The sequence below is a fragment of the Embleya sp. NPDC025285 genome (assembly GCF_055558835.1).
In genome coordinates, this window is sequence record NZ_JBVHLU010000004.1 from 161,975 (window position 1) to 184,415 (window position 22,441).

Here is a 22,441-nt window from a genome sequence, read left to right on the forward strand (position 1 = left end):
GTACATGTTCGTGTAGATGTTCAATGTGATGAAGCGGGGTATGTTCGGAACACTGCAACACTAAAACGGCGGCTGTGCGGGCGGGTGTGCGGGCGTCTGTTGCGCTGGATGTGCGGGTGGATGCTTGGACGTGTGGATGTGTCTGTGGATCTGCGGTCGGGCGCACGGATCAATGGGTGGACCTACGGTCGGGCGTGCGTATCTGTCTACGGATGCACGGCTCTATGAGTGTCGCAATGGGTGGGCAGACGTTCGGTCGGATGTATCGGTGGATGGCTGGATGTAGGTGTGGGCGTTGCTGTGGCTGTGCCTGTGTCCGGGTGGATGGTCGGCTGTAGGGGTGGATGTACGAATGGCTGGGCGTTCGGGTGGAACGACGGTTGTGCGGATGGATCACCGTGTGTGCGGATGGATCGATCGACAGATGCACGGGTGTTCGGGCCGGTGTGCGGTTGGATGGGCGTGTGTTTGGGTGGACAGCTGGAGGGATGTGCCTTCGGGCAGAACGCTGGATGAATGTGCGGGCGGTCGGCCGAAACGACGGGTGGGCGGATAAGTGGGTCTGCGGCTCGATGGCTGCCTCGGTGGGCGGGCGAGTGACCGTGCGTGCGTATGCCTGGACGGGCGGGTGTTGGGTGGGACGGGCGTGCGGATGGATGGGCATGCGGACGGAACGAACGACGGATGGACCTGCGGTCGGATGGATCGACCTACGGACGGAGCGACATACGGACGGAACGATGCTCGGGTGCACAGCCGGCTGGGTGCACGTGCGGGTGGGCGGACGTGTGGAGCGATGGCCGGGCGGAGGGATCGATCTACGGCCGGCCGGCTCGCTCTTCCTGACCGGCGGTGGGTCTGCGGTCGGAACGACGGGCGGATGGCCGACCGGGTCTGCGTACGGGCCGGTCGGTCGGCTGGTCCATGGGCCGTCGGGCGGACGGTCGCCCCTCCGGACGGGCCTGCGTACGGCCCGATCCGACAGTCTTGCGAGCAACCGGCCTTGCGACCAACCGGCCAACGGATCTCGGAACGGCCGATGCGATGTGCGGCCGACTCGATGTGCGGCCGATGCGGCGGAACGCCCGAGCGACGCCGCACGCGAACGACCGACAGCCGAAGGGGTACACGTTCGGGTCGGCCATCGACTCGGCGGACGGCCGACACACGCAAGCGCACGACGCGCGTGTGGCACCACGGCCGGGACGGCCTCTCAACGCCTCTGTGGCGGCCCGGACGGGCGGAACGCACATCCGCGCATGCGGGCGACCGTCCTACGGCCCACACGCTCGACAGAGCGCTCCGCCCAGCGCACAACGACGGGCTCGACCGGCGGGCGGAACGACCGACCGACGTACCGACGCCTGGGCGAGCGGCCGGATAACGCGACGGAACGGCGCGCGAGCAGGACGGCGGGCGGACCGACCGGCGTCGGGTCGAACCGATCACCGGGCGGAACGACGGGCGGTCGACATGTGCAAGCGCGGATGGCATGACGGTCGCGTTGGTGATGGGACGGCGTGGGGTGGTCGAGCGTGTGGGTTCCGCGTCCACCGGGCCGGGCCGATCGCGCCCCGGCCATGGCGGGGCGGCAGCATGCTCGGTCCGCGACCGCGCCCGGCCCTTGCGTCAACAGCCGCTCGGGAGCTTCCGGGAACAACGGCCGGCCTGCCCGGCTGCGGATCGAGCGTGGTGCGACTTCGCCGCAGGCCGAGGCGCATCCGGCAGGCCGTCGCTCGGCCGGCTTGGCGACTGGTTCCGAGATTCACTCACCCGTCGGCGCGCGCGTGGGCGGACCCGGGACCCACACGATCGAACGCGCTCGCCCCGTCCCATCACCAAATTGCCGGGTACCGCACCACCCCCGGAAGCCATCCGGCTGTGCCGGCCACCCCGCCAACCCGGCGGAACCGCACCCGTGTTGCGCGGTGCCCGTCGCGACCGCCGGAGTCGCGACACGCCCGACCGGGCCCTCTCTCGGGTGATTTCGGGGGCCCGGTCGAGGAGTGGTCGAGGGGCGGCATGCTGCGGCGGTGGGGTGGGGGTGTCACTCGACCGGTCAATCAGGGGCTTGGGTGCGGGATGAGGCGTCCGTCCGGGGGGTGGGTGCCGGCCCGTTCGGGGGGTGTCCGAGGGATCGCCCAGGTCGACGATTCGGCCTGTGTCTCGATATGTCGAACGGGTGCCTCATAAATCGAGAGTTCGATCGGCAATTCGTGCGCCAAAAGAGTCTGTTGGGGGCGCTGATTCGCCCGACCAAACGGGTTAACCGGGACATACGGGTGGGTTTTTCGAGTGTCACAGTGAATTTTGGGATTCCGCTGCTAACCTGACAGACAAAACTTAGGTCGGACCCCTCAAGGACGTCTTGAAGGTTCTGCCCGCTAGATCCTGGTTCGTTGCGTTTTCGGGCTTCCGACGGAAGTATCGAGCAGCTACCCCGGAGGTACGTCGTCTTCCCTGTCAGGTGCAGTGGACGGCTCTGACAGGCCACCGGGCAGAAACCCGGCTCCCGCAGGCGTTCGGCCGCTCTACCTGGAGAGGACGCACCATGGGTGCAGTAGTGGCGGTGGCCAGCCAGAAGGGGGGTCCCGGGAAGACGACGACGACGGTGAACCTCGCGAGCGCTCTGGCGATCAACGGCTTTCACGCCCTCGTGGTCGACCTCGAGCCGCAGGCCCAGGCCGGCGTCGCGCTCGGCGTGGTCCCGCAGCCCCAGCGTTCGGTCGGCTTCGCGCTGTACGCCCAGCTGAACGGCATGACGCCCGACGTACCGGAGATGATCTTCGACCGCAGCGAACTGCTGAAGTCGTTCGAGACCACCGGCAGCCTCAGCCTCTTCGGCTCGGTGCAGAGCACCATGGTCGACGCGGAGCGCAAGATCGCCGGAATGGACTTCTCCACCACCGGCATCCTGCGGCGCATCCTGGAACCCATCCGCCGTACCCCCACGATCATCCTGATCGACACCCCGCCCAGCGTCAGCGCCCTGTCCGCGGTCGCCCTCGCCGCCGCCGACTTCGTGGTCGCGGTGTGCGAACCGCTGTACGCGACCGTCCAGGGCGCCGCGGTGATCAAGGGCCTGACGGCGGCCACCTCAGAGCGCACCCTCGGCGAGTGCGAGCCGCGCTTCCTCGGCACGGTCATCAACAAGGCCAATGCCCCGTCCCGCCGCACCAGCGAGGACGACCAGGTCGAGCAGCGGCTGGCCGACTACGGCCTCGACCCCTTCCAGACGCAGATCCGCCGGGACAGCCGGATCTCGCAGGCGTACGAGATCGGGCGCCCCGTCTGCATAGAGCAACCGAACATCGCCGCGAGCGTTGCCTACACCGAGCTGGCCATCGAACTGTTCGACCGTGTGAAGCAGGCAGCCTGATGACAGACGAGAAGCCCGCGCCCAAGTCGAGGGCCAAAGCCCGGAAGGCCCCCGCCGTCCAGTCGTCGGTCCTGGCGGCTGCGCTGCAGGACGCCATGAACGGCAGCTTCCTCAACTCGGGCACCGATTCGACGGCGGCGCTCCTCGCACAGATGGGCGGCGGCGGCAGCGGCACGTCCGGCGGCATGACCTCGGGGCCGCCGTTCAAGAACGCGGCAACCGCCGTACCGGCTCCCGAACCCGAGCCGGCTCACGCCCCCGAGCCCGAGCCGGTACACGCCGCCGCGGCGCCCGCCGTCGAGGAGGCTCCCGCTCCGGCGGCCGCGCGTGAGGAAGCCCCGCGAGCCTCCGAAAGCACGGTTTCGCCTGCGCAGGAGCCCGTCGCGGCCGCGGCCGCCGAGTCCGTCTCGGCACCCGAGCCCGAGCCTGCGGCCGAGCCCGTGACTGCGGAGCCGTCCTCGGAACCGGCGGCGGCAGCCGCCACCCCGAACCCCCGGCCGGAAGCCACACCCGAGCCGGAGCCGGCTCCCACCCCGGCACCTCGCCTCGAGGCGGCCCGGCCCGAGCCCGAGCCCGAGCCGGCTCCGCACCCGACCGCCCAACCGGCACCCATGCCGACCTCACAGTCGGAGCCGGAGCCCGCAAGAGCCCCCGACCCCGCCCCGGTTGCCGAAACCACCCCCCGTACCGCAGAGCCGGTTCGGACCCCGGCTCCCCAGCCGGCGAAGGCATCCGCCCCCGCCAAGGCCCCGGCCGCCCGCGCTCCTCGGCGCAGCGCTCCTGCTCCGGCACCCGCCGCGCCGAGCACGGTCGGCAGCGGTGCCGGCGGGCAGTCGGCGCACGCGTCGCTGCTCGATAGCTTTCTCGACGCACGGATAAACTCCAAGGGCTGGGAGACCTGGGGATTCCGGCTCCTGCCCGACGTCAAGGCACGCCTGGGCAAGCGGCTGACAGCCGACAAGCGCTCGTCGCAGAACCGGCGGCTGGCCCTCGGCCACTACCTCAACGCCGCTTTGCTCGAACTCCCCGACGACAACGACGAGCAGATCGAGATGATCCGCTCGTTCCTGCGTGCCAGGGGCGGTATCACCGACCCCAGCCAGTCCTCCAGCTACCGGGTCAGCCCGGCCGTGTACGAACTCGCGCGCGACCTCGACACCGAACTCACCGCGACCGAGAAGCGGGGTTTGGTCGTGTACCTGTTCTCGGCCGCCGTCGAACTGTTCCTCGAACGCCTCGACGCCGAGGGCGCCCTCGGCCGCCCCGAGATCTTCTCGCCCCAGCAGTAACCCGCCGTCGGCGGGCACGGAGGCCATCCAGTCCCCCGTGCTCGCCGACGGCGCACTCATGTGCCCCTCCACGAGCACGGGCGCGCAAGCGCCGAACCCGACCGAGCGGCAGCCCACGTGCCTTCCTCGCACGATCGCCGGCCAAGCCCCCTCGGCTTCCTGAACGCAAGTCCCGGCAAAAGCCCGAGCCCGAGCATCTCGCCCAGGACCGCGTCGAGCCTCGCTCCGCCGTCCGCATGCCCGGCCACCGGCCGCGACGCGAACAGCCCGCCCGAATAAACCTATTCGCCCTATTCATCAGCGCTCGGGGGCTTTCTCACCAAAGCCGAACGCCGCCTCGCACCACCTCGCCCGATCACCGCAAAGTCGCTGAACGGCCCGCTGAGGGCATCACAGACCCCAAGGCCACCGAACTCCCGCCGACCGCACCGAAGGCGCTCAGAACGCCGACTGAAGGGCTCGGGGCGCGCTTCCCGCAGCCTCGGCCGCTGCCTCACGGTCCTCACGGCACTCGGCGCAGACCCCGTCCTCCCGGAGCCCCCGAACCGCCCTGTCGCAGTCGTCGCAGGTGCCGATCGGCGCCGGAGTCGGCGTCCGTCGGGCCGGCACGACCGGTGCCTCCACCTGCCGGGACCGGTACGCGGCACGCCGCTCGGCACCGAAGCGGTCGTCCGCCGCCGCCCGCCGATCCTCGTCCTGGCGGGCGCAGTTGCGGCAGGCATACGGGTCGCCGGCCACCCCGACGCCGGGACCGCTCGCGGGCAGCCACAGGCGGCCGTCCTCGCAGTTCGGATCGGCGCAGCCACGCCGGGCCAGCCCTCGACCGTCCAGCCAACCCATGGGGCTCCTGACGGCCCCTTCCTGGGTCCGCCAGCGGTCCGCCAGCCGGGCGAAGACCCGGTCCGCGTCGCCCACTTCGGCCACGGCGCGGTCCACCAGGCCGGCGGCGAGAACCCGCTGTCCGGTGCTCATCCTGGCTACCAGCGGGCCGATTCCGGCGAACGCCTTCGCAGCCGTTGCGGAGATGGTGGTCCGGTGGTTCGACGCCGTCACGTGTCGAGTTCGACGGGGTTCCGCCGCAGGCGCCCCATTCGCAGGGGTCGTCGTGAAGGCCGATCGCGGGCTTGTCGCGGGCTCGCGCCCGTCTACTCCGCAAGACGCCCTTCGGGCGGAACCCCCTCGGGAGTCCGCGTTCATCTGTAGGTCAATCGGAGTGTCTTCCTTATACGTGACGGAGGTCCCAACCCCCTGCGCACCCGACGTCCATTGACCCTCCGCACATAGGCTCCGACCTGCCGAAATACCGTTCCGGGGCGACTCGGACGGGCCCACGAGACCGGTTCGCGAAGCGGTCTTCGAGGGCATCGCGGAACGGGCCGCGGGAAGCGTCGCGGCAGCCGCTCGCGACTCCCCCGCGGCCCCGTCGCGGAAGGTCTCGACGGCCTCGACGATCCCGCTCGCCTTGTTCGGCTCGCTCGTCGCACCGAACTCCCTCGCAGGCACTCCCCCCGTCTCTTCCGCGCTCCCCTTCGCGCAGAGTTCCGCGCTACCGGCCGCGGAAGACTCCGCGCTGTCGTTCCGAGCGCCCTCCGCAGTCCCCTCCTCGGAAAAATCTCCGGCGAAGATGTCCACCGGCTCGATCGCCTCGGTGTCCACACCCGCGGCCGCCGCCGACTCGTGTTCGCTCGGGTGCTCGAACGGTCGGAGCGGCACGAGCATGTTGCGGCCCTGCCACCCTTCGCGACGGCCCACCTCCACCCAGCCCCAACGTTCCAGGTCGGAGACCACGCCGCGGGCTGCGCGAACGCTCACCGGCTCGCCGATCCGGCGGCCGGACTGGTGTCGGAGCACGTCGGCGAGCTCCGCGTAGGTCAGGTGGTGACCCCGGGCCCGGGCATAGCAGATGACCGCGTACGCCCGTGCGTGCCGGTGCGGCACCGCGCCCAGGAGGGCCACGGGCACCATCACCCACGGTTCGCCCTTCTCCGGTGTGCGCAACCGGCGAACGGCCGAAGTCCCGGTACCGGAAGGCTTGGTGCGGCGTACGACGGTCAGTTCCTCGCCGGCGGTGAGCTGCTTCTGCGCGGCGTACAGGGACGACGGCGCCTTGAGCGCGACCCGGCCGTCGGGCTGGGTCACCGAGCGCACGGTCAGGCCCAGGTAGCGGGCGATGGTGGTCAGGTCGGCGATGCAGCCGGGCTGATTCGGGCCGGCCGCGAGATGGCCGACCTTGGCGGCGAAGACGAAGGCCAGGTCGCTGTACGCCTCGCCGGTCACCACACACAGCGGGACCTTGACGGAGGCGCGGCGGACCGAGTCCGGCATGGTCGGATCGACGCCTCGGGCGCCACCGACGCGAACGCGCGCGGCGCGCAAGGCGGCGCGGACCCGAGCCTGCATCGTGAATCCAGAGGATTCGGGCACACTTGAAGAGGGCAAGGACCTGGCTGAAGACAGCACTGGGCCTGCCTCGGGGATCGCAGGTATGATCTGCTCCTGAAGCTGGTGAAGAGAAAGAGGTATGGCTGACCCGACCGTTCGGCGCGTGGAAGTACCGGAACGGCTGGGTCTCACTGTTCGGTTGTGTAAGCGGCTGACAGGCCTCCTTTCTCCGACGGCGCCCTTAGGGGCGCTGAGCTGCGAGCGAGTGGACTAGGGCTGGACTCCTAGGCCACTCGCTCTGCTTTTGCGGCCGATTCCGCCGCGGGGTGGTCAGGCGGCACCGTGGCGTCGTCCGACCTGCTCCTGTTCGGCGGCGAGGGCCCGCAGAGCCTGCTGAGCCCACGCGCCGAGCGTGAGGTACTGGTAGGGCGTGTTCTCTTCGACGAACCGCAGCGCGAGCGCGGCGTGTTCACTCGGTCGAACGGCCAGGTCGGCACCCGAGGGGTGCACGTAGAGGCCGGTCATCGGGTCGACATCGGCGAGATCGCCCACTCGTGAGTGCTCGATGGCCAGGTGTTCCCACAGGCGCAGACGTTGTGGCGTGTTGCGCGCATAGTTCTCGCCCGGCCAGCTGATCCTTCGCAAAGCCTCGAAGGTGAGCAGGGGCAATACATCGCTGGGCGAGAGCACCGTCGGGTGCAGCACGTTTCGGTCCCGTGCCTCGTAGCCCACCTTGCTGGGCAGACCCGCGATGGCCGCGAGCCTCGCCACGGTCCAACGCTCCCGGGAAGTGGCCATGACCGTCCTTTCGTGTCAACGCCCGAAGCTTATCGCGATCTCCGGCAAATAACTTCCTGTCAGGAGAGTCGGCGTGTCGCGTATCGCGATGACGTCGTCACGAGAACAGCGCAAAAGCCCAGAAAATAAGGCATTGCCGCCGTGTTCGATCTGCATGTTGGAAGATCCGCCCGCACATCCATCCCCTGTCACGCATGAATACCCAGGCGCCGAGTGTGTGCTCCGTCGTCTGTTTCGTCGCGTGTTCGTTCGCGTGAGCCGGTGCTTGATCGACCGTCGGATCCACCGTTCGCCCCATTGCGTGACCGGCCGCCACACCGAGCCGACGCCCCGTCGTGAGACCCGCCGCGAGATCCACCGGCGGCTCCACCGCCCGGGCCGCTGTTCCGCCCGTTGCTCCGACCGGCCGCCCAGGACTCCGCGCGTCCGCCGACCGAGCCGCACAGCCACCCGCACACCCGCCCATACAGCCATGCGGATTGACGAACGGGTTGGGTTATAGAACGTCATACATCTGCACGCACATCGCCACGCACATTTCCACGGACAGACCACCGTGCGGATTGCCGAACCGGTTGCCATGCAAGTTGCAGGTCAAAGGCCATTTCCGGAGTGGCTCGACCCGTCCGTTGGTCGCCGTGCATCAGCGTCCATGCGACGCCCTACGCGGCGCTCTCTCGCGTTTGTCCGGCGTCTCCGTGATGCCCTGCCGGCGCCTTCCCGGGGCCTTCCCAGAGCCTTCCTCGTGCCTCTCCGCAGAGTGGGCGCGGTGGATTCGTGGTGATATCGGGGCCCGCCGGCTCTCGGAAAAGCACGGCGGGCGGCGGTGTGGGGCCGCGAAGCGCCGGTGTCGGGCTTTCCCGGGCATGAGCCGGGCCGCGTGATCGACTGTCGAAATTACCGTAAACAGGCAGGAAATCTACTTTTACGGTTGATAAGGAAGTGCCCTCGGCGTCATCGGCTTGTCTCGGCATCCATCGATCGGGCGTCCCGGGAGTGGCACGATCCGACGAAAAGCACTCCGAGTGCGCATGTCAGCGCTCTCCGTAGCGACTTCGGTGACCCCGTCGTCGATGCGTGGGGCGACGAGTGCGATGCTCTGAGCAACGGCCGCACACGTGGTTGTCGACGATCGGAGTGCGCATGGCGACTGATGAAGCCGGCCCCCGGCTGGTGTTGTGGGACATCGACCACACGCTGATCGACGGCGGAACGGTGTCGAGGCGAGCCTACGCCGCGGCGTTTCGCCAGATTTCCGGGCGTGCGCTGGACCAGCCCTGGCAGTTCGACGGGCGTACCGAGTTGGCTGCGGCGAGCGAGGTGCTACGTGCGCACGGGATGCCCCCGGAGGGCGGCATGCTCGATGCCTTCCTGAACCTGATCGTTGCCGAACTCCGGGTACGTGAAGCCGAGTTGGCTGCGGAAGGGCGTGTCCTGGCAGGTGCGGCGGAGGTACTGACCGCGCTCGGCACGATGCCCGGCATACACCAGTCGGTGCTTACCGGCAACCTCTACTCGCTCGCCGTGTTGAAGATGACGGTCTTCGGCCTCGCCGACCACGTCGACTTCCGGCTCGGTGCGTACGGCGACGACGCCTACGAGCGAACCGACCTGCCCGCGCGGGCGTTCGCACGTACGGAGGAGCACCTGGGTCTGCGGCACGTCGGTGCGGACACCGTGATAGTCGGGGACACCGTGCGCGATGTCGCCACGGCCCGGGCGGCCGGCGCGTGGTGCGTGGCGGTGGCGACCGGTAGGACGAGCATGGCCGCGTTGGCGGAGGCGGGCGCCGATGTTGTGCTCGCGGACCTGGCCGATACGGACGCGGTGTTGAACGCGCTGATGGGCCGCGCGGCGTGAGTCCTGGCGAGTCGTCGGGCCGGCAGGCTGATCAGGTGCCGCGCATCGGCATCAGCAGGTAGCGATAGTCCGGAGGCTCCGAGGCGCTCGGGGCGTCGGCGTCGCGATTCGGGCTGCCGGCGTGCTTGTTCGGATCGGCCGGGGAGTTCGGATCATCGGACCCGTTCGTCCGCTTCGGCTCGTCCGCGTGGGTGTCGTCTGTCAGGACGGTGGGCTTCGTGGGTGCGCTGAACACCAGCCGAGCGGTCGGCGTACGGAGCGCGGCCAAGCCGTCCAGGAGGTGGGTCGGATTGAACGCGACCCTGGTCGGCTCGCCCGTCATCGCGACCGGCACCGTTGCGCGCGCTTCGGCCTGGTCGGTCGTACCGGCCTCGATCCGGAGCGAGTCCCGTGCGAACGACAGCCGGACCGGGGCGTTGCGGGTGACCACCAGGGACACCCGCCGCACGGCCTCGATCAGCGCCGCGGCGTCGATCGTCGCGACGGCGGTGGTCTCGTTGTCGAACAGCCAGTCGTAGCGCGGGAACTCGTGGTCGAGCAGTCGCGTGGTCGCGTGTCGCCCACCCCCGGCCAGCCCGAGCAGGCCGCGGCGACCCGGTTCCGGGCCGAGTGCGAGCCGGAGGTCCTCGCCGGCACCCGGGTGCTTGGTGAGATCGGCGAGTACCCGAGCCGGCACCAGGGCGGTTCGCGCCGGATCCTCGGTGGCCGGGCGCCACGGCAGCCGTCGCACCGCCAGCCGATAACGATCGGTCGCGGCCAGGATCAGCGCGTCGTGGGCCAGGTGCAGCCGGATCGCGGTGAGTACGGGCAGGCTCTCGTCCCGGGCCGCGGCGATCGCGACCTGCGCGACGGCCTCGGCGAATCCGGCCGCGCTCACGGTCCCCGCGGTCTCCGGTAGCGGTGGCGTGGCCGGATAGTCGGCGAGAGCCGGCAGCGGGAGCGCGAAATACGAACCGGCGCAGGTCACCCGGGCTCGCGCCGGGTCCACGCTCAGGTCCACCGGGTGGTCGCGGGGGAGGGCGCGCGCGATGTCGGCGAGCAGCCGACCGGGGACCAGGATCTCTCCGGGCCGGCCGACCTCGGCCGAGACCTCGATACCGGCCGACACCTCGTAGTCGTACGCGGAGATTGTCAGGGCGCCGTCGGCAGCAGTGAGTCGGAACGAGGCGAGAGCGGGAATGACCGGTCGCGCGGGCAGTGCGCGCACGGCCCAGCCGATGCCCTCGACGAGGCGGTCGCGGGATATCCGTACCTTCACAGGGGCCCTTTCCGAGAACTCGACGAGGAGAATGGTCGCTTGTTGATCGAATCCTTGTTCGATTGCCGGGGAAGCGAGACTAACGGAGGGCTCGGACAGAGAGCGGTGTCCCGTCGCGGCGAAGGCTGACCGCAGGGAAGGTCGACCGCAGGGAAGTTTGATTGCGGCGAGGGGCGATCGTAAGGAAGGCCGATTGCGGGGACGGTCGATCGCCGCGCGGGTCGAGCAGTCTCGCCGAAGTGGAAGCGGCGCCGGTTCGGCGAGGCGAGCTTCGCCAGGCGGTGACCGCGGGCCAGGTGTGGGCGCGGATGGTGTGGCGACGGCGTGCGGGCGAGTGTGCCTCGGGGGCCGGGCGGAGGGGGTTCGCTCGCTGAAGCGGTACCCCTATATAGGCGCGTTCCAGCCATGAGCGCGTCCTATATATAGAGGTGTCGTTCTCCGCTGCGGAGGCATCGCCCTCCGCGCGGCTTCGGGCGGACCGGACGGTGACCGTTGCTCCGCCCGAAGCCGCCGTGCGGTGTCGGCTCGGCTGCGGTGTCGGCTCGGCTTCGGTGGGGTCTATCGCGTCGAGTAGTACACGTATGCGGCCACTCCGCCGAGGGCGACCAGGTTGAAGACTTTGGCCTTTATTCGCCCGGCACGCGTGAGTGGGACCTGCGGGGGTGCGTACGCCGGGCCGCCGCCGTCCGCGAATCCCCCTGACCCACCGCATGTCGGGCACGGCACCATCGCCTGCATCCGCCCGGATCCGCCGCATCCCGAGCAGGACCAATTGTTGTCCGAGCCCATTCCGTTCTGGCCGGACCCGCCACAGCCGTTGCAGATCGTGTCCATCGGGACATAGCGCTGTCCGGAACAGCTCCCGCAGTACGTCACCCTGTGCCTCCCCACGATGATCCCCCACATCTGGGACCAGAGCCTGCATGAGGACTGTCCACGGGTCAACGAACGGGGAAGCGGGAGGTGAGTGAACCGGGAGGACATGTGGGGTGCCACCGGCACCGCATGCCGTTTCCCGGCCGGTTGCCGATCGTCGGCTGTCGTTGCCGGCACGCCCGGTCGTATCCGGTCGTGCCGGCTCGTGCTCGATGGGTCAGGGCGTGGTCGCCAGGCGGGCGGCGGAGTTGTGGGCGTCCGCGAGAGCGGTCGACAGGTGCGGGTGGGTGAGTCGGCCCGCGCGCTTGACGGTGCGGCCCGCGACCAGGACGGTGTCGACGTTGCCCGGATGGGCGCACGCCACGACCGCCCCGGCGATGTCGTGCGTGGCGCCGACCAGGTTGACCGCGTCCGCGCGGAGCAGGACCACGTCGGCCTGCTTGCCCACGGCCAGCGATCCGATTCGATCGGCCAGGCCCAGCGCGGCGGCCCCTCCGATGGTGGCCATACGCAGCATGTCGGCTGCGAACAGCCTTGATCCTTCGGCTAGTTGGCTGGTCAGCAGGGTCGCGCGAAGGAGCGAGAACATGTCGCCGGGGCCGCTGGTGACCACGTCGGCCCCGAGACCGGTGACCAGTCCCACGGTGCGGGAGCGGTTGATCATCGGAGCGCCGTGTCCCATCTGTGCCTCGATGTGCGGCGCGATCGACAGCGCGCCGCCGGAGTCGGCGATCATCGCGAGCTCGTCGTCGGGCAGCGAGTTGCCGTGGATGTACAGCGTGCGTGCGTTCAGCAGGCCGCGGTCGCGCAGCGCCTCGATGGGACGTTGGGCGACCGGACCGCTGCCGACGTGTATGGCCAGCGGGATGTCCAACTCCGCGGCCAGGCGCCAGTCCTCCTCGACGACGTCGATCGGTGTGTACGACGGCCCGCCGGGGGCGAGCGCGAGAGTGACCAGCTCGTCGTCGCCGGCGAACAGTCGTGCGCGCAGGTCGCGCACGAGGCGCGGGTCGCGGGCGGCCGGGTCGAACGGCGGGTGGCCGTAGCCGAAGACGGCCCGGATGCCGGCCGCGCGCAGTCCGCTCACCGCCGCGTCGCCGTGTTCGGCGCGGTGTTGCACATGCGAGAAGTCCTGCACCGTGGTGATGCCGGAGTCCAGGCACTCCAGCGCGCCGACGAGGTTGCCGGTGTACACGTCCTCGGGACGCATCGCGGGGGAGAGTCGGCCGAGGACCAACCCGAGGTAGTCGCCGAGGTCGCTGTCCACGGCCACCGCCCGCAGTACCGACTGCCAGACGTGGCGATGGGTGTCGACGAATCCGGGCAGCACGATCCGCTCGCGTGCGTCGACGACCTCGGCTCCCTCGGCGGACAGCCCGGAGCCGACGGCGGCGATCGTGCCGTTCTCGATCAGGACGTCGGTGTTCGGCCGGGCGGTGACATGCGGGTCGGTGTCGACGACGGTGCCGCCGCGCAGGAGCAACCGGTCGGGGGAGTGGGTGCGGGCGTGGGTGGCGGAGGTGGTCACGGGTGTCTCCGGAGGGTGTGTGGAGGTATGGGGGATCGGAGCAGAGCGGATGGGAAGTGGACCGGAGTCGGACCGGGCTTGAACCGGGCTCGCACCGGGCTCGCACCGGTCTCGAACTGACGTCGAACACCAAGAAGCTCACTTGAAAGCTTTTCTGAAAGCTATCAGGTGGTTGTAATACGCTGTCAACATGACTGCCCCCCAGGACCGTGCGAGCGCCCTCATCGGCGCGTGGCAGACCGAACTGCCCGACGTGCTGGACGCGACGACGGAACTGAGCAAGCGGATCATGCTGCTCGCGGCCGACCTGGACGAGGCGACCCGACGCGAGCTACCCGAATTCGGGCTCACCCCGGCCCAGTTCGGCGTCCTGGTCGCGCTGCGTCGGGCCGGCGCGCCCTATCGGCTCAAGCCGACGGAACTCAGCCGCGCGCTGCTGCTCTCCTCGGGCGGTACCAGCAATGTCACCAACCATCTGGTCGCCGAGGGCCTCGCCGAACGTCTTCCGGATCAGGGCGACGGGCGGGGCACGCTGATCAGCCTGACGCCGCGGGGCGTACAGGTCGCCGAGGACGCGGTCCGTGCCAACGCCGCCGCGCACGCCGAGGTCTGGCGCGGCGCACCGGCGGCGGCGATCGAGGCGGCGACGCTGGCCCTGCGCGAGATCGCCGCCGCGACCGAGATGCCTCGATCACGGGGACGGACACGCGACAACGTCTGACAGTGCGACCGCACGACCGCGTCACCACGTGACCGCGGGTGCGGACGCCTGACGCGAGTCGCGGCCTCTCCGTCGCCGTGGAGTTGCCCGTGCCGGCGCCGAATGCCCCTCTGTCCAGGGCAACTTCGCGGGAGGAGGGGGGTCCCGGCTCGGTCAGAACGGGGCCGGCGGGTTCCGGGGGCGGGGCGGGGGCTGGTGGGGGACCGGGGGCGGCTCGTGGCTTCCGGTCGTCCGACCGGCATCGGGCTGCTGCGTCGGGTGGGTCGGCCGGCCCGGGGGCGTCGGGTACGCCGAGGGGGCCGGTTCCATCGAGGGCATCCCCGGCGTGCCCAGCATCCCCGCGATGGGATGCGCGGGGTGCGCCGCCTGCATCGGATACGCGGAGTGCATGGGATGCATCGCGTACATGGGATGCATGGGGTGCATCGTCGGCGGGGTGACGAAGGCACGCTCGTACTCGGACTGGAATGCGGTGATCCGGGCCACGACCGCGATGGCGAGGCCGGCCGCCGCGATGAGGATGAGAAAGGCCCAGCCCGCGGCGGTGTCGGCGGTGCGGTACGACTCGTGGTACTCCCGCCAGGAATCGGTACCCGAAAAGTCGTCGCCGCCATCGTTCTCACGCCCGAAGACACCGAAGAGCATCACGATGTTCGCCGCGACGTAGGTCAACCACCAAGCCGACAGGAGGGGATGCCGGCCCGGGGTGAAGCCGCCTCGCATCGGCGCGCGCGGGTCGCTGGCCTTCCAGATGTCGTGCGCGATCAGCGGCGGGAAGAACAGGTTGGCCACCGGGCAGAACCAGCCGCCGATCGCCCAACCGCTGGAGAAATGTTGGACCGAAGGCGGGAAGAGTTCGACGTTACGGCGTGCGCGGTGGAACCAGATGACGAACATGACCATGACCGCGACGATGGCCAGACTCGCCAAGCCCCACCACACGCCGATGGAATGATTCGCCGCGTCGGGGTCGGCGGACACCCATCCGCCACGCAGGGTCTGGTCGACCAGATTGGCGCGGTGGAACAGTGCGATCGCCGCGAGCAGGGACAAGACGGCGGTGACGCCGAGCAGGATGTAGAGCGCGAGGGCGGGTCCGCGCAGGGAGCGGAAGACCGGGGCGTACCAACCCGGTGGCGGCGTCGCGGCGGGACCGAACCGGGCGAAGCGCTGGTCCAGGGGCGCCGTCGAGTCGGATACCGGGGCGGCGGGCGGGGCGTATTCCTGGTGACCGCAGTTGGTACAGCGGTCCGGCAGCGTCGAGCGGGCGCCGCAGGATGGGCAGAGCACGAGTTCGGATCCCCCGTCGATGGTCGGTGCCGGCCATGCGCACCGGTGGGGGAGAGGTCGCGGTGGGCGGTCCGGCCCTCTGTACCCCACATGGTGTAACCGGCATCATGCCGTGTGTATCCCCCACGCGTCACGGGTGAGTCGACGATGAATACGCAGGGTGATAACGCTCGCCCCTGACCCTCCCTGACCGTGCTCCCGGATCCTGACCCCTGATCCTGACCCCCTGATCCTGGCCCCGACCCGCTGATCCCTGAGCGTGGCAACCCCCAAGGTCGTCGTGCAGGGACATCGACGACGTCGTGTCGCACCGAACACCGAGTCCCCTGGACCGCGAAGGTTCGAGAGGGGCGCGAGGAGGAGTTGGTGTCATGCCCACCTCGAATGACCGGGACCCCGCGCACGCATGGTGTATCCCGGAGCGCGAGTACGAGCGGCACGAGAGGCGGCGAGGGCGGCGTTGGGCGTATCCCCATCTCGATCCGCACCGTACGGCGTTGGTGGTGATCGACATGGTGCCGTTCTTCACTGAAGCCAATCCCTACGCCCGCGGCATCGTGTCCCGCATCCGGAACCTGGCCGCCCACATGCGCAGCGCGGGCGGCACCGTTGCGTGGGTCCTCCCCGAGCCCACACCGAACATCGAGGCGGCTCGGGAGTTCTACGGCCCGACCGTCGCCGCCCTGTACCTGGCCAGTGGCGGGACCGGGCCGGTGGAACAGCGCCTGAGTCCCGGACTGACACCGGTGGTCGGCGACCTGTTCGCGGCAAAGACCGCGCACAGCGCCTTCTTTCCGGGGCGTTGCCCATTGCCCGGCCTTCTGGAAGCGAGAGGGATCACCACCATCCTGATCACGGGCACCACGACCGACGTGTGCTGCGAGTCCAGTGCCCGGGACGCCTTCACCCTCGGCTACCGCGTCATCGTCGTCGCCGACGCCACGGCCACGGGCACCGACCACGCCCACAACGCGAGCCTGCGCACCGTGTACCGATCGCTCGGCGACGTGCGCACCACGCGGGACCTCATCACACTGCTCGCTTGTCCGTATGGGGTGGGAAAAGCGAAAGGCAAGGAGTGTGTTCACTCCTTGCCACTCTCAACTTATAGCGCACCGGGGGGCTTGCGGCAAGGCCCCCGTCGAGCCGCAGAATGATCGACCTCAGCTCGACAACCTGCGGAAATGAGCGTTTTTGATGATTGACGTGATCGTGGTGGGCGGCGGACCGACCGGCTTGATGCTGGCCGGCGAGTTGCGGCTGGCCGGAGTCCACGTGGTCGTGCTGGAGAAGTTGACCGAGCCGACCGGGGAATCCCGCGGGCAGGGCCTGCACACGCGCAGCGTCGAGATGATGGACCAGCGCGGTCTGCTGGACCGGTTCCTTGCGGTGAGTGACAAGTTCCAGGCAGGTGGTCTCTTCGGCGGCATCATGAAGCCGTGGCCGGAGCGGTTGGACACGGCGCACCCGTACGGCCTCGCCACGCCCCAGCCGCTGACCGAGCGGGTGCTCGACGAGCGGGCCCGCGAACTCGGTGCCGAGATCCGGCGCGGCTGCGAAGTGGTCGGGCTGAGCCAGGACGAGGACGGGGTGAGCGTCGAGTTGGCGGACGGTACGCGCCTGCGCTCGCGCTATCTCGTCGGGTGTGACGGCGCCCGCAGTGCGGTGCGCAAGGGGATCGGCGTCGGCTTCCCCGGGGAGCCGGCCAAGGTCGAGACGATGCTGGGTGTCATGGAGGTGACTGCGGATCCGGCGACGATCACCGCCGTCGTCGCGGAAGTCCACAAGACTCAACTGCGGTTCGGCCTCATGCCTCTCCAGGACGAGAACGAGGGGCTGTACCGCATCGTCGTGCCCGCCGACGGGGTGGCCGAGGATCGTTCGACCCCGCCGACCCTCGAGGAGTTCAAGCAGCGGTTGCGGGCCGTCGCGGGCACCGACTTCGGCGTGCACTCGCCGCGCTGGTTGTCCCGGTTCGGCGACGCCACCCGGCAGGCCGAGCGCTATCGGGTCGGCCGGGTGCTGCTGGCCGGCGACGCGGCGCACATCCACCCGCCGACCGGTGGGCAGGGGCTCAACCTCGGCGTGCAGGACGCGTTCAACCTCGGCTGGAAGTTGGGTGCCGCGGTCAACGGTTGGGCACCGGAAGGGCTGCTGGACAGCTATCACGCCGAACGGCACCCGGTGGGCGCCGCCGTGTTGGAGAACACGCGGGCGCAGATCACCCTGCTGGGGACCGATCCGGGAGCGACCGCGCTGCGGGAACTGTTCTCGAAGCTGATGGATTTCGAGGAGGTGAACCGGTACGTCACCGAGATCATCTCCGCGGTCGGGATCCGCTACGACTTCGGCGACGACCAGGGCCATGAACTGCTCGGTCGGCGGATGCGGGACGTGCCGCTGAAGGTGGGGCGTCTGTACGAGCGGATGCACGCCGGCCGCGGACTGCTGCTCGACCGGACCGGCCGGCTTTCGGTGACGGGCTGGGCGGATCGCGTCGACCACGTCGCCGATCTCGGCGAGGAACCGGACGTGTCCGCGATGCTGTTGCGGCCGGACGGCCACGTGGTGTGGGTGGGTGAGGATCAGTCGGAACTGGAAAGCCGGCTGTCCGAGTGGTTCGGCGCCGCGGCCGGCTGAGCGGGCGGGTGCGCCGGCGCGCTCGTGGGTCGCGTCAGGAGGTGGGGTCGTCCCAGTCGAACCGCACGGAATGGGCTCCGTGTACCGGACGGGCGCGCCGACTCGCGGCCTTGACCGGGTGTCCTGCGGCGAGGAGCCGGGCGGCGATGCGGCTGCCGGTGGTGCCGGTGGCTCCGATGACCAGGGTGAACTCCCGGGTCTCGTACGCGAGTCGGCTCTCCTGCACGCCTGCTGTCTCCTGCGCGGGTTGGCTTTCGTTCACGCGTTGCTCCCGGCGACGTCGGCGACGTCCCGGCGGGCGAGCGGGCTCATGGGTATCTCCATCCCGTACGATACGGACCCGGGGTCCGTTTCATAATTCGACAATACGGACCCGGGGTCCGCTTTGCAAGCGAGGGCTGCCCGAGGAAATACGGAGGCGCGTCATGGACGACGAAGACGGAGGAAGCGCATGACCGAACGCAGGCCCCGCGCGGACGCCACGCGCAATCGCGAGGCCGTTCTGGCGGCTGCCGATTCGCTCTTCGCCCATTGCGAGAGCCCGGAGACGGTGACCATGGCCGACATCGCCGCGGCGGCAGGCGTCGGCAAGGCGACGCTCTTCCGCGGCTTCGGCGACCGCACCGGCCTGATTCAAGCGCTGTACGCGATGCGCCTGGCGCCGATCGAGCTCGCCGTCGAATCCGGTCCACCGCCCCTGGGGCCCGACACGCCGCCGCTTCGGCGTGTACCGGCGCTGCTCGACGCCGTCCTGTGCTTCAAGCTGGACCATCGCCACCTGGCCCTGGCGCTGGAGGGGACCGGCGGCGACAGTCCCTACGACGCGGCACACTACGAACGCTGGCACGGCGCGATCCGGGCCGCGTTGGAGCGGATCCCCGGATTCGGCGACGGCGAATTCGCGGCGCATGCCCTGCTCGCCGCCACGCGCGCGGACCTCGTGGAACACCTCGTCGGCGGAGAGCGGATGACGCGGGAGCAAATGCGGGCGGACCTGGCGCGGTTCACGGCCGGGGTGTTGGGAGCGAGCGCGGTGGACGGGGACTGATGCCGCGCCCGGCACTGGGCTGCGACCCGACCGGGAGCAGGCTTCGCACCGGCCCCGGACCGGGCTTCGATCCGTTGTACGCGGCGGGCCCGCCGACCGACCGGGCAGCCGGGCAGGTCAGCGGGGGGTGCGCGCGATGCGGAAGCCCACGTCGTCGACCTTGAAGGTCGGGTGGCTGCGGCGGCGGGCGGAGGCTCGGCAACTCCAGTGTTCGTCGAACCAACCGCCGCCGCGCAGCACCCGGTAGGAGCCGTACACCTCGGCGTCGTAGACGTCCCAGCACCAGTCCCAGACGTTGCCGAGCATGTCGTACAGGCCCCAGGGATTGGGCTGCTTGCCGCCCACGTCGTGGACGCGCTCGCCCGAGTTCGCGCGGTACCAGGCGACTTCGTCCAGAGGGGCGTAATGCGGTCCCGTCGTGCCGGCCCGGCAGGCGTACTCCCACTCGGCCTCGGTCGGCAGCCGGTACCCGTCGGCGGCGGCGTCCCACTCGATGCCCTCGTCGTCCGCGTCGACGCGGTACGCCGGTGTGAACCCGTCGCGCCGGGACAGGGCGTTGCAGAACCGCACCGCGTCCCACCAGGAGACACTCTCGACCGGCAGCCGATCCCCCTGCGGGCCGCTCGGTCGCAGGCCGGTGACCCGCGCGTACAGCGCCCGGGTGACCGGGAACGCGGCGAGCCGGTAGGGCGCCAGCTCGACCGACCAACTGCGTTGCGTCCGGCGGTCGGTCAGGGTCACCCGCCCCGGCGGGATGTCGATCATCGGATCTGTCGTACCGGCGTTCATCGGGTGTTGATCCTACCGGCTCGAACTCCGGCGGCCGTGTGGTCGAACGCGCGGGTGCCCGGGCCGGGTGTGGGCTGCCCGGCCGGTTGTGCGGGGCGAGGTGGCGCGTCCGCCGGTCGGGTGCGGGTCACATCGGGAAGGAGCGCAGGCGTACCGCGCCGTCCGGCCAGGTCGCGGCGTCGTGCAGGGGCGTCCACATGGTGCGCAGCGGCATGAGAACGAGGCCCTCGGGCTGTCGGACGTGTACGTCTCGGTCGAGGGAATGCCACCCGAGCCGCCGGTACAAGGGGACGAGGGGCGGTCGACAGAAGAGAAGGCCGTGTCGTGGCCCCATCGTTCGGGCGTGATCAAGGGCCGCCGCCAAAACCGTCCGGGCCAGTCCGCGTCCGCGCACATCGGGTGCGACGGCCACGCCGCCGATGCCCACCACCTCCGTGTCGACCTCGCCGATCGACACGGGCAATCGCAACAATCCGGCGTGGGCCACGAGACGGCCGGCGTCCCTGATGCCGAAGTGATCCTCCTTGGGCAGCCAGGTCAGGCCGGTGTCCGCGACGCCGAAGGGGTCGGCACCGTCGCCCAGGATCTCGTTCTGCTCGGCCTTCGTGTATCGGGTGAGGCGTTCCGCGGCCGGGTGTCCGCTCATTGCGCTGGGGCTCCGTACATCGTGATCGTTTCGTACTTCGTACTTTGCACTTCGTGCGTTGACGGTGGTCGGAGAGGTGCCCGGTCGTCCCGTTCGACCATCGGTGGGTCGTAGCCGTAGCCGTAGCCGTAGCCGTAGCCGTAGCCGTAGCCGTAGCCGTAGCCGTAGTCGTGGCGCGCGCGGTCGCTGTCGTGGTGCGCGATTCCGCCGGTCCTGTTCGGGGCGGGGCCACGGACGGGCCGCCCGGAGCACGGCGTTCGGGTCCGGTGTGGGAAACGAGCGGGGCGAGGAGGCGACGCCTGCGCGCGGCTCCCGAGGTGGGTGAGGTCTCGGGAGCCGGGGTTCGGGTCGGTGGGGTCAGGCCAATTCCAGGCGGTCGATCAGGCCGGCCGCGGTGAAGGCGTCGATGAGGGCGGTGCGGCCCTCGGTGAAGTGGCCCCAACTGTCGAAGTGCACGGGGACCACGCGCCGTGCGCCGAGGATCGAGGCGGCTTCGGCGGCCTGGGCGCTGTCCAGGGTGAGGAGCGCGCCGTCGAAGAGCGGCGTGCGGGCCGCTCCGGCGAACAGCACGGCGGTGTCGACCGGGCCGACGCGTGCGGCGATCTTCTCGACCACGGTCAGGGAGGCGTTGTCCCCGCTGACGTAGACGGTGGGCAGGTCGGCGGCGGTCAGTACGAAGCCGACGACCTCGCCGGTGATGGGTTCGCAGCCTTCCGGCCCGTGCTGGGCGGGGGTGGCCGTGACGGTGACGGTGCCGCCGCCGGGGCGGGGCAGGTCCACCGATTCCCACGGGGCCAGACCCCGGGACGTGCCGCCGAGGCGGCCCGCGCCGCTGGGGGTGGTGAGTACCAGTGGGACGTCGGCGAGCAGCGCCCGGCCGGAATGGTCGAGGTTGTCCGGGTGCTCGTCGTGGGAGAGCAGGACCGCGTCGATGGGGCCGAGGTCGGCCGGGTCGATGGTGGCGGGGGCGGTCTTGGTCAGGAAACGGTTCTCGCCGATGGGGTACTCGCCGGGCGCGTCGAACGCGGGGTCGGTGAGGAACGTGAGCCCGCCGAACTCGATCAGCGCGGAGGGACCACCGAAGACGCGGACGGCGATCTGCTCGTTCCCCCGCTTGCCCTGGACGTTCTGCGCGTTGGTCGCACTGCTGCCGGTCACTGGACACCTCACGGATAATTGTTGTGTTTGCCGTGAGAAAAGCTAGCCGATCCTCACGGACAACGGCAAGGCTTAACATGAGAGTCATGAAGGAGACCGTGTTGGGCGAGCCTGCTCGTGCCGCCCACGCCGCTCATCCGGTGCTGCCGGCCGCGCCGGGGGCGGAGCGTTATCTCGCGCTCGACCTGGCCAATACCGACCTCGCGCTGCCCGGTGGTCAGGAAGTGGATCTGCTCGGCACGCCCGCGTCCGCGAAGGAGTGGCTGGTGACCCGAGAGCTCGCGCCGCCGGACACCGTGCTGTACGACGTGTGCGCGGGCCGGTTGCGAGCGCTGCGCGACGAAGTGCGAACACTGCTCTCGTCTCGGATCGGTGCTCTCTTGGCGCCCGACGCGTCGGTACGAGCCATCAACGACGCGTTGACCAGTGCCCCGTCGGCCGCGCTGCTGCACTGGGACGAGGTGCGCGGGCCGTACCGCGCCCAGGCGCACCCGGTCGACCAGATCGTCAATCACGCCATCGCGATCCTCGCGGCGGACGCCGCCGACCTACTCACCGGCCCGGACGCCGAGCGCCTGGCCCCGTGCGGCGCCACCCCCTGTAGCCGCTTCCTGGTCCGCACCCACGCCTCCCGTCAGTGGTGCTCGGTCCGCTGCGGCGACCGAGTGCGCGCGGCCCGCGCGTACGCCCGGCGAACACAGACGCTGACGCAGACGCAGACGCAGACGCAGAAGCCACCCACGCAGTCGCCGTCGTAAGCGGAGGGCGAGCGACGGCGC

18 protein-coding genes are annotated in these 22,441 nt (G+C 70.1%); 8 read left to right on the forward strand and 10 right to left on the reverse strand.

Annotated elements, in window-relative coordinates; all coding sequences use genetic code 11:
• The first annotated feature begins 2,551 nt into the window (after nucleotides 1-2,551).
• The gene (locus ACZ4FV_RS04570; protein WP_078980120.1) at nucleotides 2,552-3,379 is read left to right on the forward strand and encodes a ParA family protein; all 828 of its coding nucleotides are present in this window, start codon (nucleotides 2,552-2,554) and stop codon (nucleotides 3,377-3,379) included.
• Complete coding sequence (locus tag ACZ4FV_RS04575; RefSeq protein ID WP_465321831.1) at nucleotides 3,379-4,668, forward strand: hypothetical protein; 1,290 nt, start codon at nucleotides 3,379-3,381, stop codon at nucleotides 4,666-4,668. Before ACZ4FV_RS04570 ends, ACZ4FV_RS04575 begins: the two co-directional genes overlap by 1 nt.
• A gap of 438 nt (nucleotides 4,669-5,106) precedes the next feature.
• Here the strand turns inward: ACZ4FV_RS04575 and ACZ4FV_RS04580 are convergent, their stop codons facing one another.
• The 3 genes from ACZ4FV_RS04580 to ACZ4FV_RS04590 all read right to left on the reverse strand — a co-directional run bounded on the left by ACZ4FV_RS04580 (nucleotide 5,107) and on the right by ACZ4FV_RS04590 (nucleotide 8,004).
• A complete protein-coding gene (locus ACZ4FV_RS04580; RefSeq protein ID WP_465321832.1) occupies nucleotides 5,107-7,068 on the reverse strand; it encodes a hypothetical protein in 1,962 nt (653 codons plus the stop codon).
• Between the two features lie 312 nt (nucleotides 7,069-7,380).
• The gene (locus ACZ4FV_RS04585) at nucleotides 7,381-7,848 is read right to left on the reverse strand and encodes a hypothetical protein (protein ID WP_020554288.1); all 468 of its coding nucleotides are present in this window, start codon (nucleotides 7,846-7,848) and stop codon (nucleotides 7,381-7,383) included.
• A gap of 15 nt (nucleotides 7,849-7,863) precedes the next feature.
• Nucleotides 7,864-8,004: a hypothetical protein gene (locus ACZ4FV_RS04590; protein WP_465321833.1), complete on the reverse strand. Its 141-nt coding sequence runs from the start codon at nucleotides 8,002-8,004 to the stop codon at nucleotides 7,864-7,866.
• A 987-nt stretch (nucleotides 8,005-8,991) separates the two neighbouring features.
• Between ACZ4FV_RS04590 and ACZ4FV_RS04595 the strand changes: the two genes are divergently transcribed.
• Nucleotides 8,992-9,708: an HAD family hydrolase gene (locus ACZ4FV_RS04595; RefSeq protein WP_465321835.1), complete on the forward strand. Its 717-nt coding sequence runs from the start codon at nucleotides 8,992-8,994 to the stop codon at nucleotides 9,706-9,708.
• 31 nt (nucleotides 9,709-9,739) lie between these two features.
• On the opposite strand, the gene dnaN is transcribed toward ACZ4FV_RS04595, so the two are convergent.
• Both dnaN and ACZ4FV_RS04605 read right to left on the reverse strand, forming a co-directional pair.
• Complete coding sequence (gene dnaN, locus ACZ4FV_RS04600; protein WP_465321837.1) at nucleotides 9,740-10,966, reverse strand: DNA polymerase III subunit beta; 1,227 nt, start codon at nucleotides 10,964-10,966, stop codon at nucleotides 9,740-9,742.
• Between the two features lie 1,093 nt (nucleotides 10,967-12,059).
• The gene (locus tag ACZ4FV_RS04605) at nucleotides 12,060-13,370 is read right to left on the reverse strand and encodes an amidohydrolase family protein (RefSeq protein ID WP_465321839.1); all 1,311 of its coding nucleotides are present in this window, start codon (nucleotides 13,368-13,370) and stop codon (nucleotides 12,060-12,062) included.
• 190 nt (nucleotides 13,371-13,560) lie between these two features.
• On the opposite strand from ACZ4FV_RS04605, the gene ACZ4FV_RS04610 reads away from it, so the two are divergent.
• The gene (locus ACZ4FV_RS04610) at nucleotides 13,561-14,091 is read left to right on the forward strand and encodes a MarR family winged helix-turn-helix transcriptional regulator (protein WP_395859059.1); all 531 of its coding nucleotides are present in this window, start codon (nucleotides 13,561-13,563) and stop codon (nucleotides 14,089-14,091) included.
• A 153-nt stretch (nucleotides 14,092-14,244) separates the two neighbouring features.
• Here ACZ4FV_RS04610 and ACZ4FV_RS04615 read toward each other — a convergent pair whose 3' ends face one another.
• A complete protein-coding gene (locus ACZ4FV_RS04615) occupies nucleotides 14,245-15,381 on the reverse strand; it encodes a DUF4328 domain-containing protein (protein WP_465321840.1) in 1,137 nt (378 codons plus the stop codon).
• Nucleotides 15,382-15,752: 371 nt separating this feature from the next.
• Here ACZ4FV_RS04615 and ACZ4FV_RS04620 point away from each other — a divergent pair, with 371 nt between their 5' ends.
• Together ACZ4FV_RS04620 and rox are read left to right on the forward strand one after the other, a co-directional pair.
• Complete coding sequence (locus tag ACZ4FV_RS04620; RefSeq protein WP_395859061.1) at nucleotides 15,753-16,538, forward strand: isochorismatase family protein; 786 nt, start codon at nucleotides 15,753-15,755, stop codon at nucleotides 16,536-16,538.
• Nucleotides 16,539-16,578: 40 nt separating this feature from the next.
• Complete coding sequence (gene rox, locus ACZ4FV_RS04625) at nucleotides 16,579-18,021, forward strand: rifampin monooxygenase (protein ID WP_465321841.1); 1,443 nt, start codon at nucleotides 16,579-16,581, stop codon at nucleotides 18,019-18,021.
• A gap of 34 nt (nucleotides 18,022-18,055) precedes the next feature.
• Here rox and ACZ4FV_RS04630 read toward each other — a convergent pair whose 3' ends face one another.
• Nucleotides 18,056-18,283 carry an NAD-dependent epimerase/dehydratase family protein gene (locus tag ACZ4FV_RS04630; protein WP_465321843.1) on the reverse strand — a complete coding sequence of 76 codons (228 nt, stop codon included), beginning with the start codon at nucleotides 18,281-18,283 and terminating at the stop codon, nucleotides 18,056-18,058.
• Nucleotides 18,284-18,472: 189 nt separating this feature from the next.
• Between ACZ4FV_RS04630 and ACZ4FV_RS04635 the strand changes: the two genes are divergently transcribed.
• Entirely contained in the window at nucleotides 18,473-19,069 is a 597-nt protein-coding gene (locus tag ACZ4FV_RS04635; protein ID WP_395859063.1) for a TetR/AcrR family transcriptional regulator, read from the forward strand.
• Between the two features lie 117 nt (nucleotides 19,070-19,186).
• Here ACZ4FV_RS04635 and ACZ4FV_RS04640 read toward each other — a convergent pair whose 3' ends face one another.
• The 3 genes from ACZ4FV_RS04640 to ACZ4FV_RS04650 all read right to left on the reverse strand — a co-directional run bounded on the left by ACZ4FV_RS04640 (nucleotide 19,187) and on the right by ACZ4FV_RS04650 (nucleotide 21,662).
• Complete coding sequence (locus tag ACZ4FV_RS04640) at nucleotides 19,187-19,834, reverse strand: formylglycine-generating enzyme family protein (protein WP_395859064.1); 648 nt, start codon at nucleotides 19,832-19,834, stop codon at nucleotides 19,187-19,189.
• 151 nt (nucleotides 19,835-19,985) lie between these two features.
• On the reverse strand, nucleotides 19,986-20,504 hold the full coding sequence (locus ACZ4FV_RS04645) for a GNAT family N-acetyltransferase (protein ID WP_465321845.1): 519 nt from the start codon (nucleotides 20,502-20,504) through the stop codon (nucleotides 19,986-19,988).
• 357 nt (nucleotides 20,505-20,861) lie between these two features.
• Nucleotides 20,862-21,662: an MBL fold metallo-hydrolase gene (locus ACZ4FV_RS04650; RefSeq protein ID WP_465321846.1), complete on the reverse strand. Its 801-nt coding sequence runs from the start codon at nucleotides 21,660-21,662 to the stop codon at nucleotides 20,862-20,864.
• Between the two features lie 86 nt (nucleotides 21,663-21,748).
• Between ACZ4FV_RS04650 and ACZ4FV_RS04655 the strand changes: the two genes are divergently transcribed.
• Nucleotides 21,749-22,420 (forward strand): ABATE domain-containing protein, encoded by a 672-nt coding sequence (locus ACZ4FV_RS04655; RefSeq protein ID WP_465321847.1) that lies wholly within the window; start codon nucleotides 21,749-21,751, stop codon nucleotides 22,418-22,420.
• Nucleotides 22,421-22,441: the final 21 nt, after the last annotated feature.

Bases quoted from the DNA above. Each gene is read 5' to 3' on its own strand.
- ACZ4FV_RS04595 (WP_465321835.1), top strand. From the start codon at position 8,992: ATGGCGACTGATGAAGCCGGCCCCCGGCTGGTGTTGTGGGACATCGAC.
- ACZ4FV_RS04610 (WP_395859059.1), top strand. From the start codon at position 13,561: ATGACTGCCCCCCAGGACCGTGCGAGCGCCCTCATCGGCGCGTGGCAG.
- ACZ4FV_RS04655 (WP_465321847.1), top strand. From the start codon at position 21,749: ATGAAGGAGACCGTGTTGGGCGAGCCTGCTCGTGCCGCCCACGCCGCT.
- ACZ4FV_RS04635 (WP_395859063.1), top strand. From the start codon at position 18,473: ATGACCGAACGCAGGCCCCGCGCGGACGCCACGCGCAATCGCGAGGCC.
- ACZ4FV_RS04645 (WP_465321845.1), bottom strand. From the start codon at position 20,504: ATGAGCGGACACCCGGCCGCGGAACGCCTCACCCGATACACGAAGGCC.
- ACZ4FV_RS04575 (WP_465321831.1), top strand. From the start codon at position 3,379: ATGACAGACGAGAAGCCCGCGCCCAAGTCGAGGGCCAAAGCCCGGAAG.
- ACZ4FV_RS04640 (WP_395859064.1), bottom strand. From the start codon at position 19,834: ATGATCGACATCCCGCCGGGGCGGGTGACCCTGACCGACCGCCGGACG.
- ACZ4FV_RS04620 (WP_395859061.1), top strand. From the start codon at position 15,753: ATGCCCACCTCGAATGACCGGGACCCCGCGCACGCATGGTGTATCCCG.
- ACZ4FV_RS04570 (WP_078980120.1), top strand. From the start codon at position 2,552: ATGGGTGCAGTAGTGGCGGTGGCCAGCCAGAAGGGGGGTCCCGGGAAG.
- ACZ4FV_RS04585 (WP_020554288.1), bottom strand. From the start codon at position 7,848: ATGGCCACTTCCCGGGAGCGTTGGACCGTGGCGAGGCTCGCGGCCATC.
- ACZ4FV_RS04590 (WP_465321833.1), bottom strand. From the start codon at position 8,004: ATGCAGATCGAACACGGCGGCAATGCCTTATTTTCTGGGCTTTTGCGC.
- ACZ4FV_RS04580 (WP_465321832.1), bottom strand. From the start codon at position 7,068: ATGCAGGCTCGGGTCCGCGCCGCCTTGCGCGCCGCGCGCGTTCGCGTC.
- rox (WP_465321841.1), top strand. From the start codon at position 16,579: ATGATTGACGTGATCGTGGTGGGCGGCGGACCGACCGGCTTGATGCTG.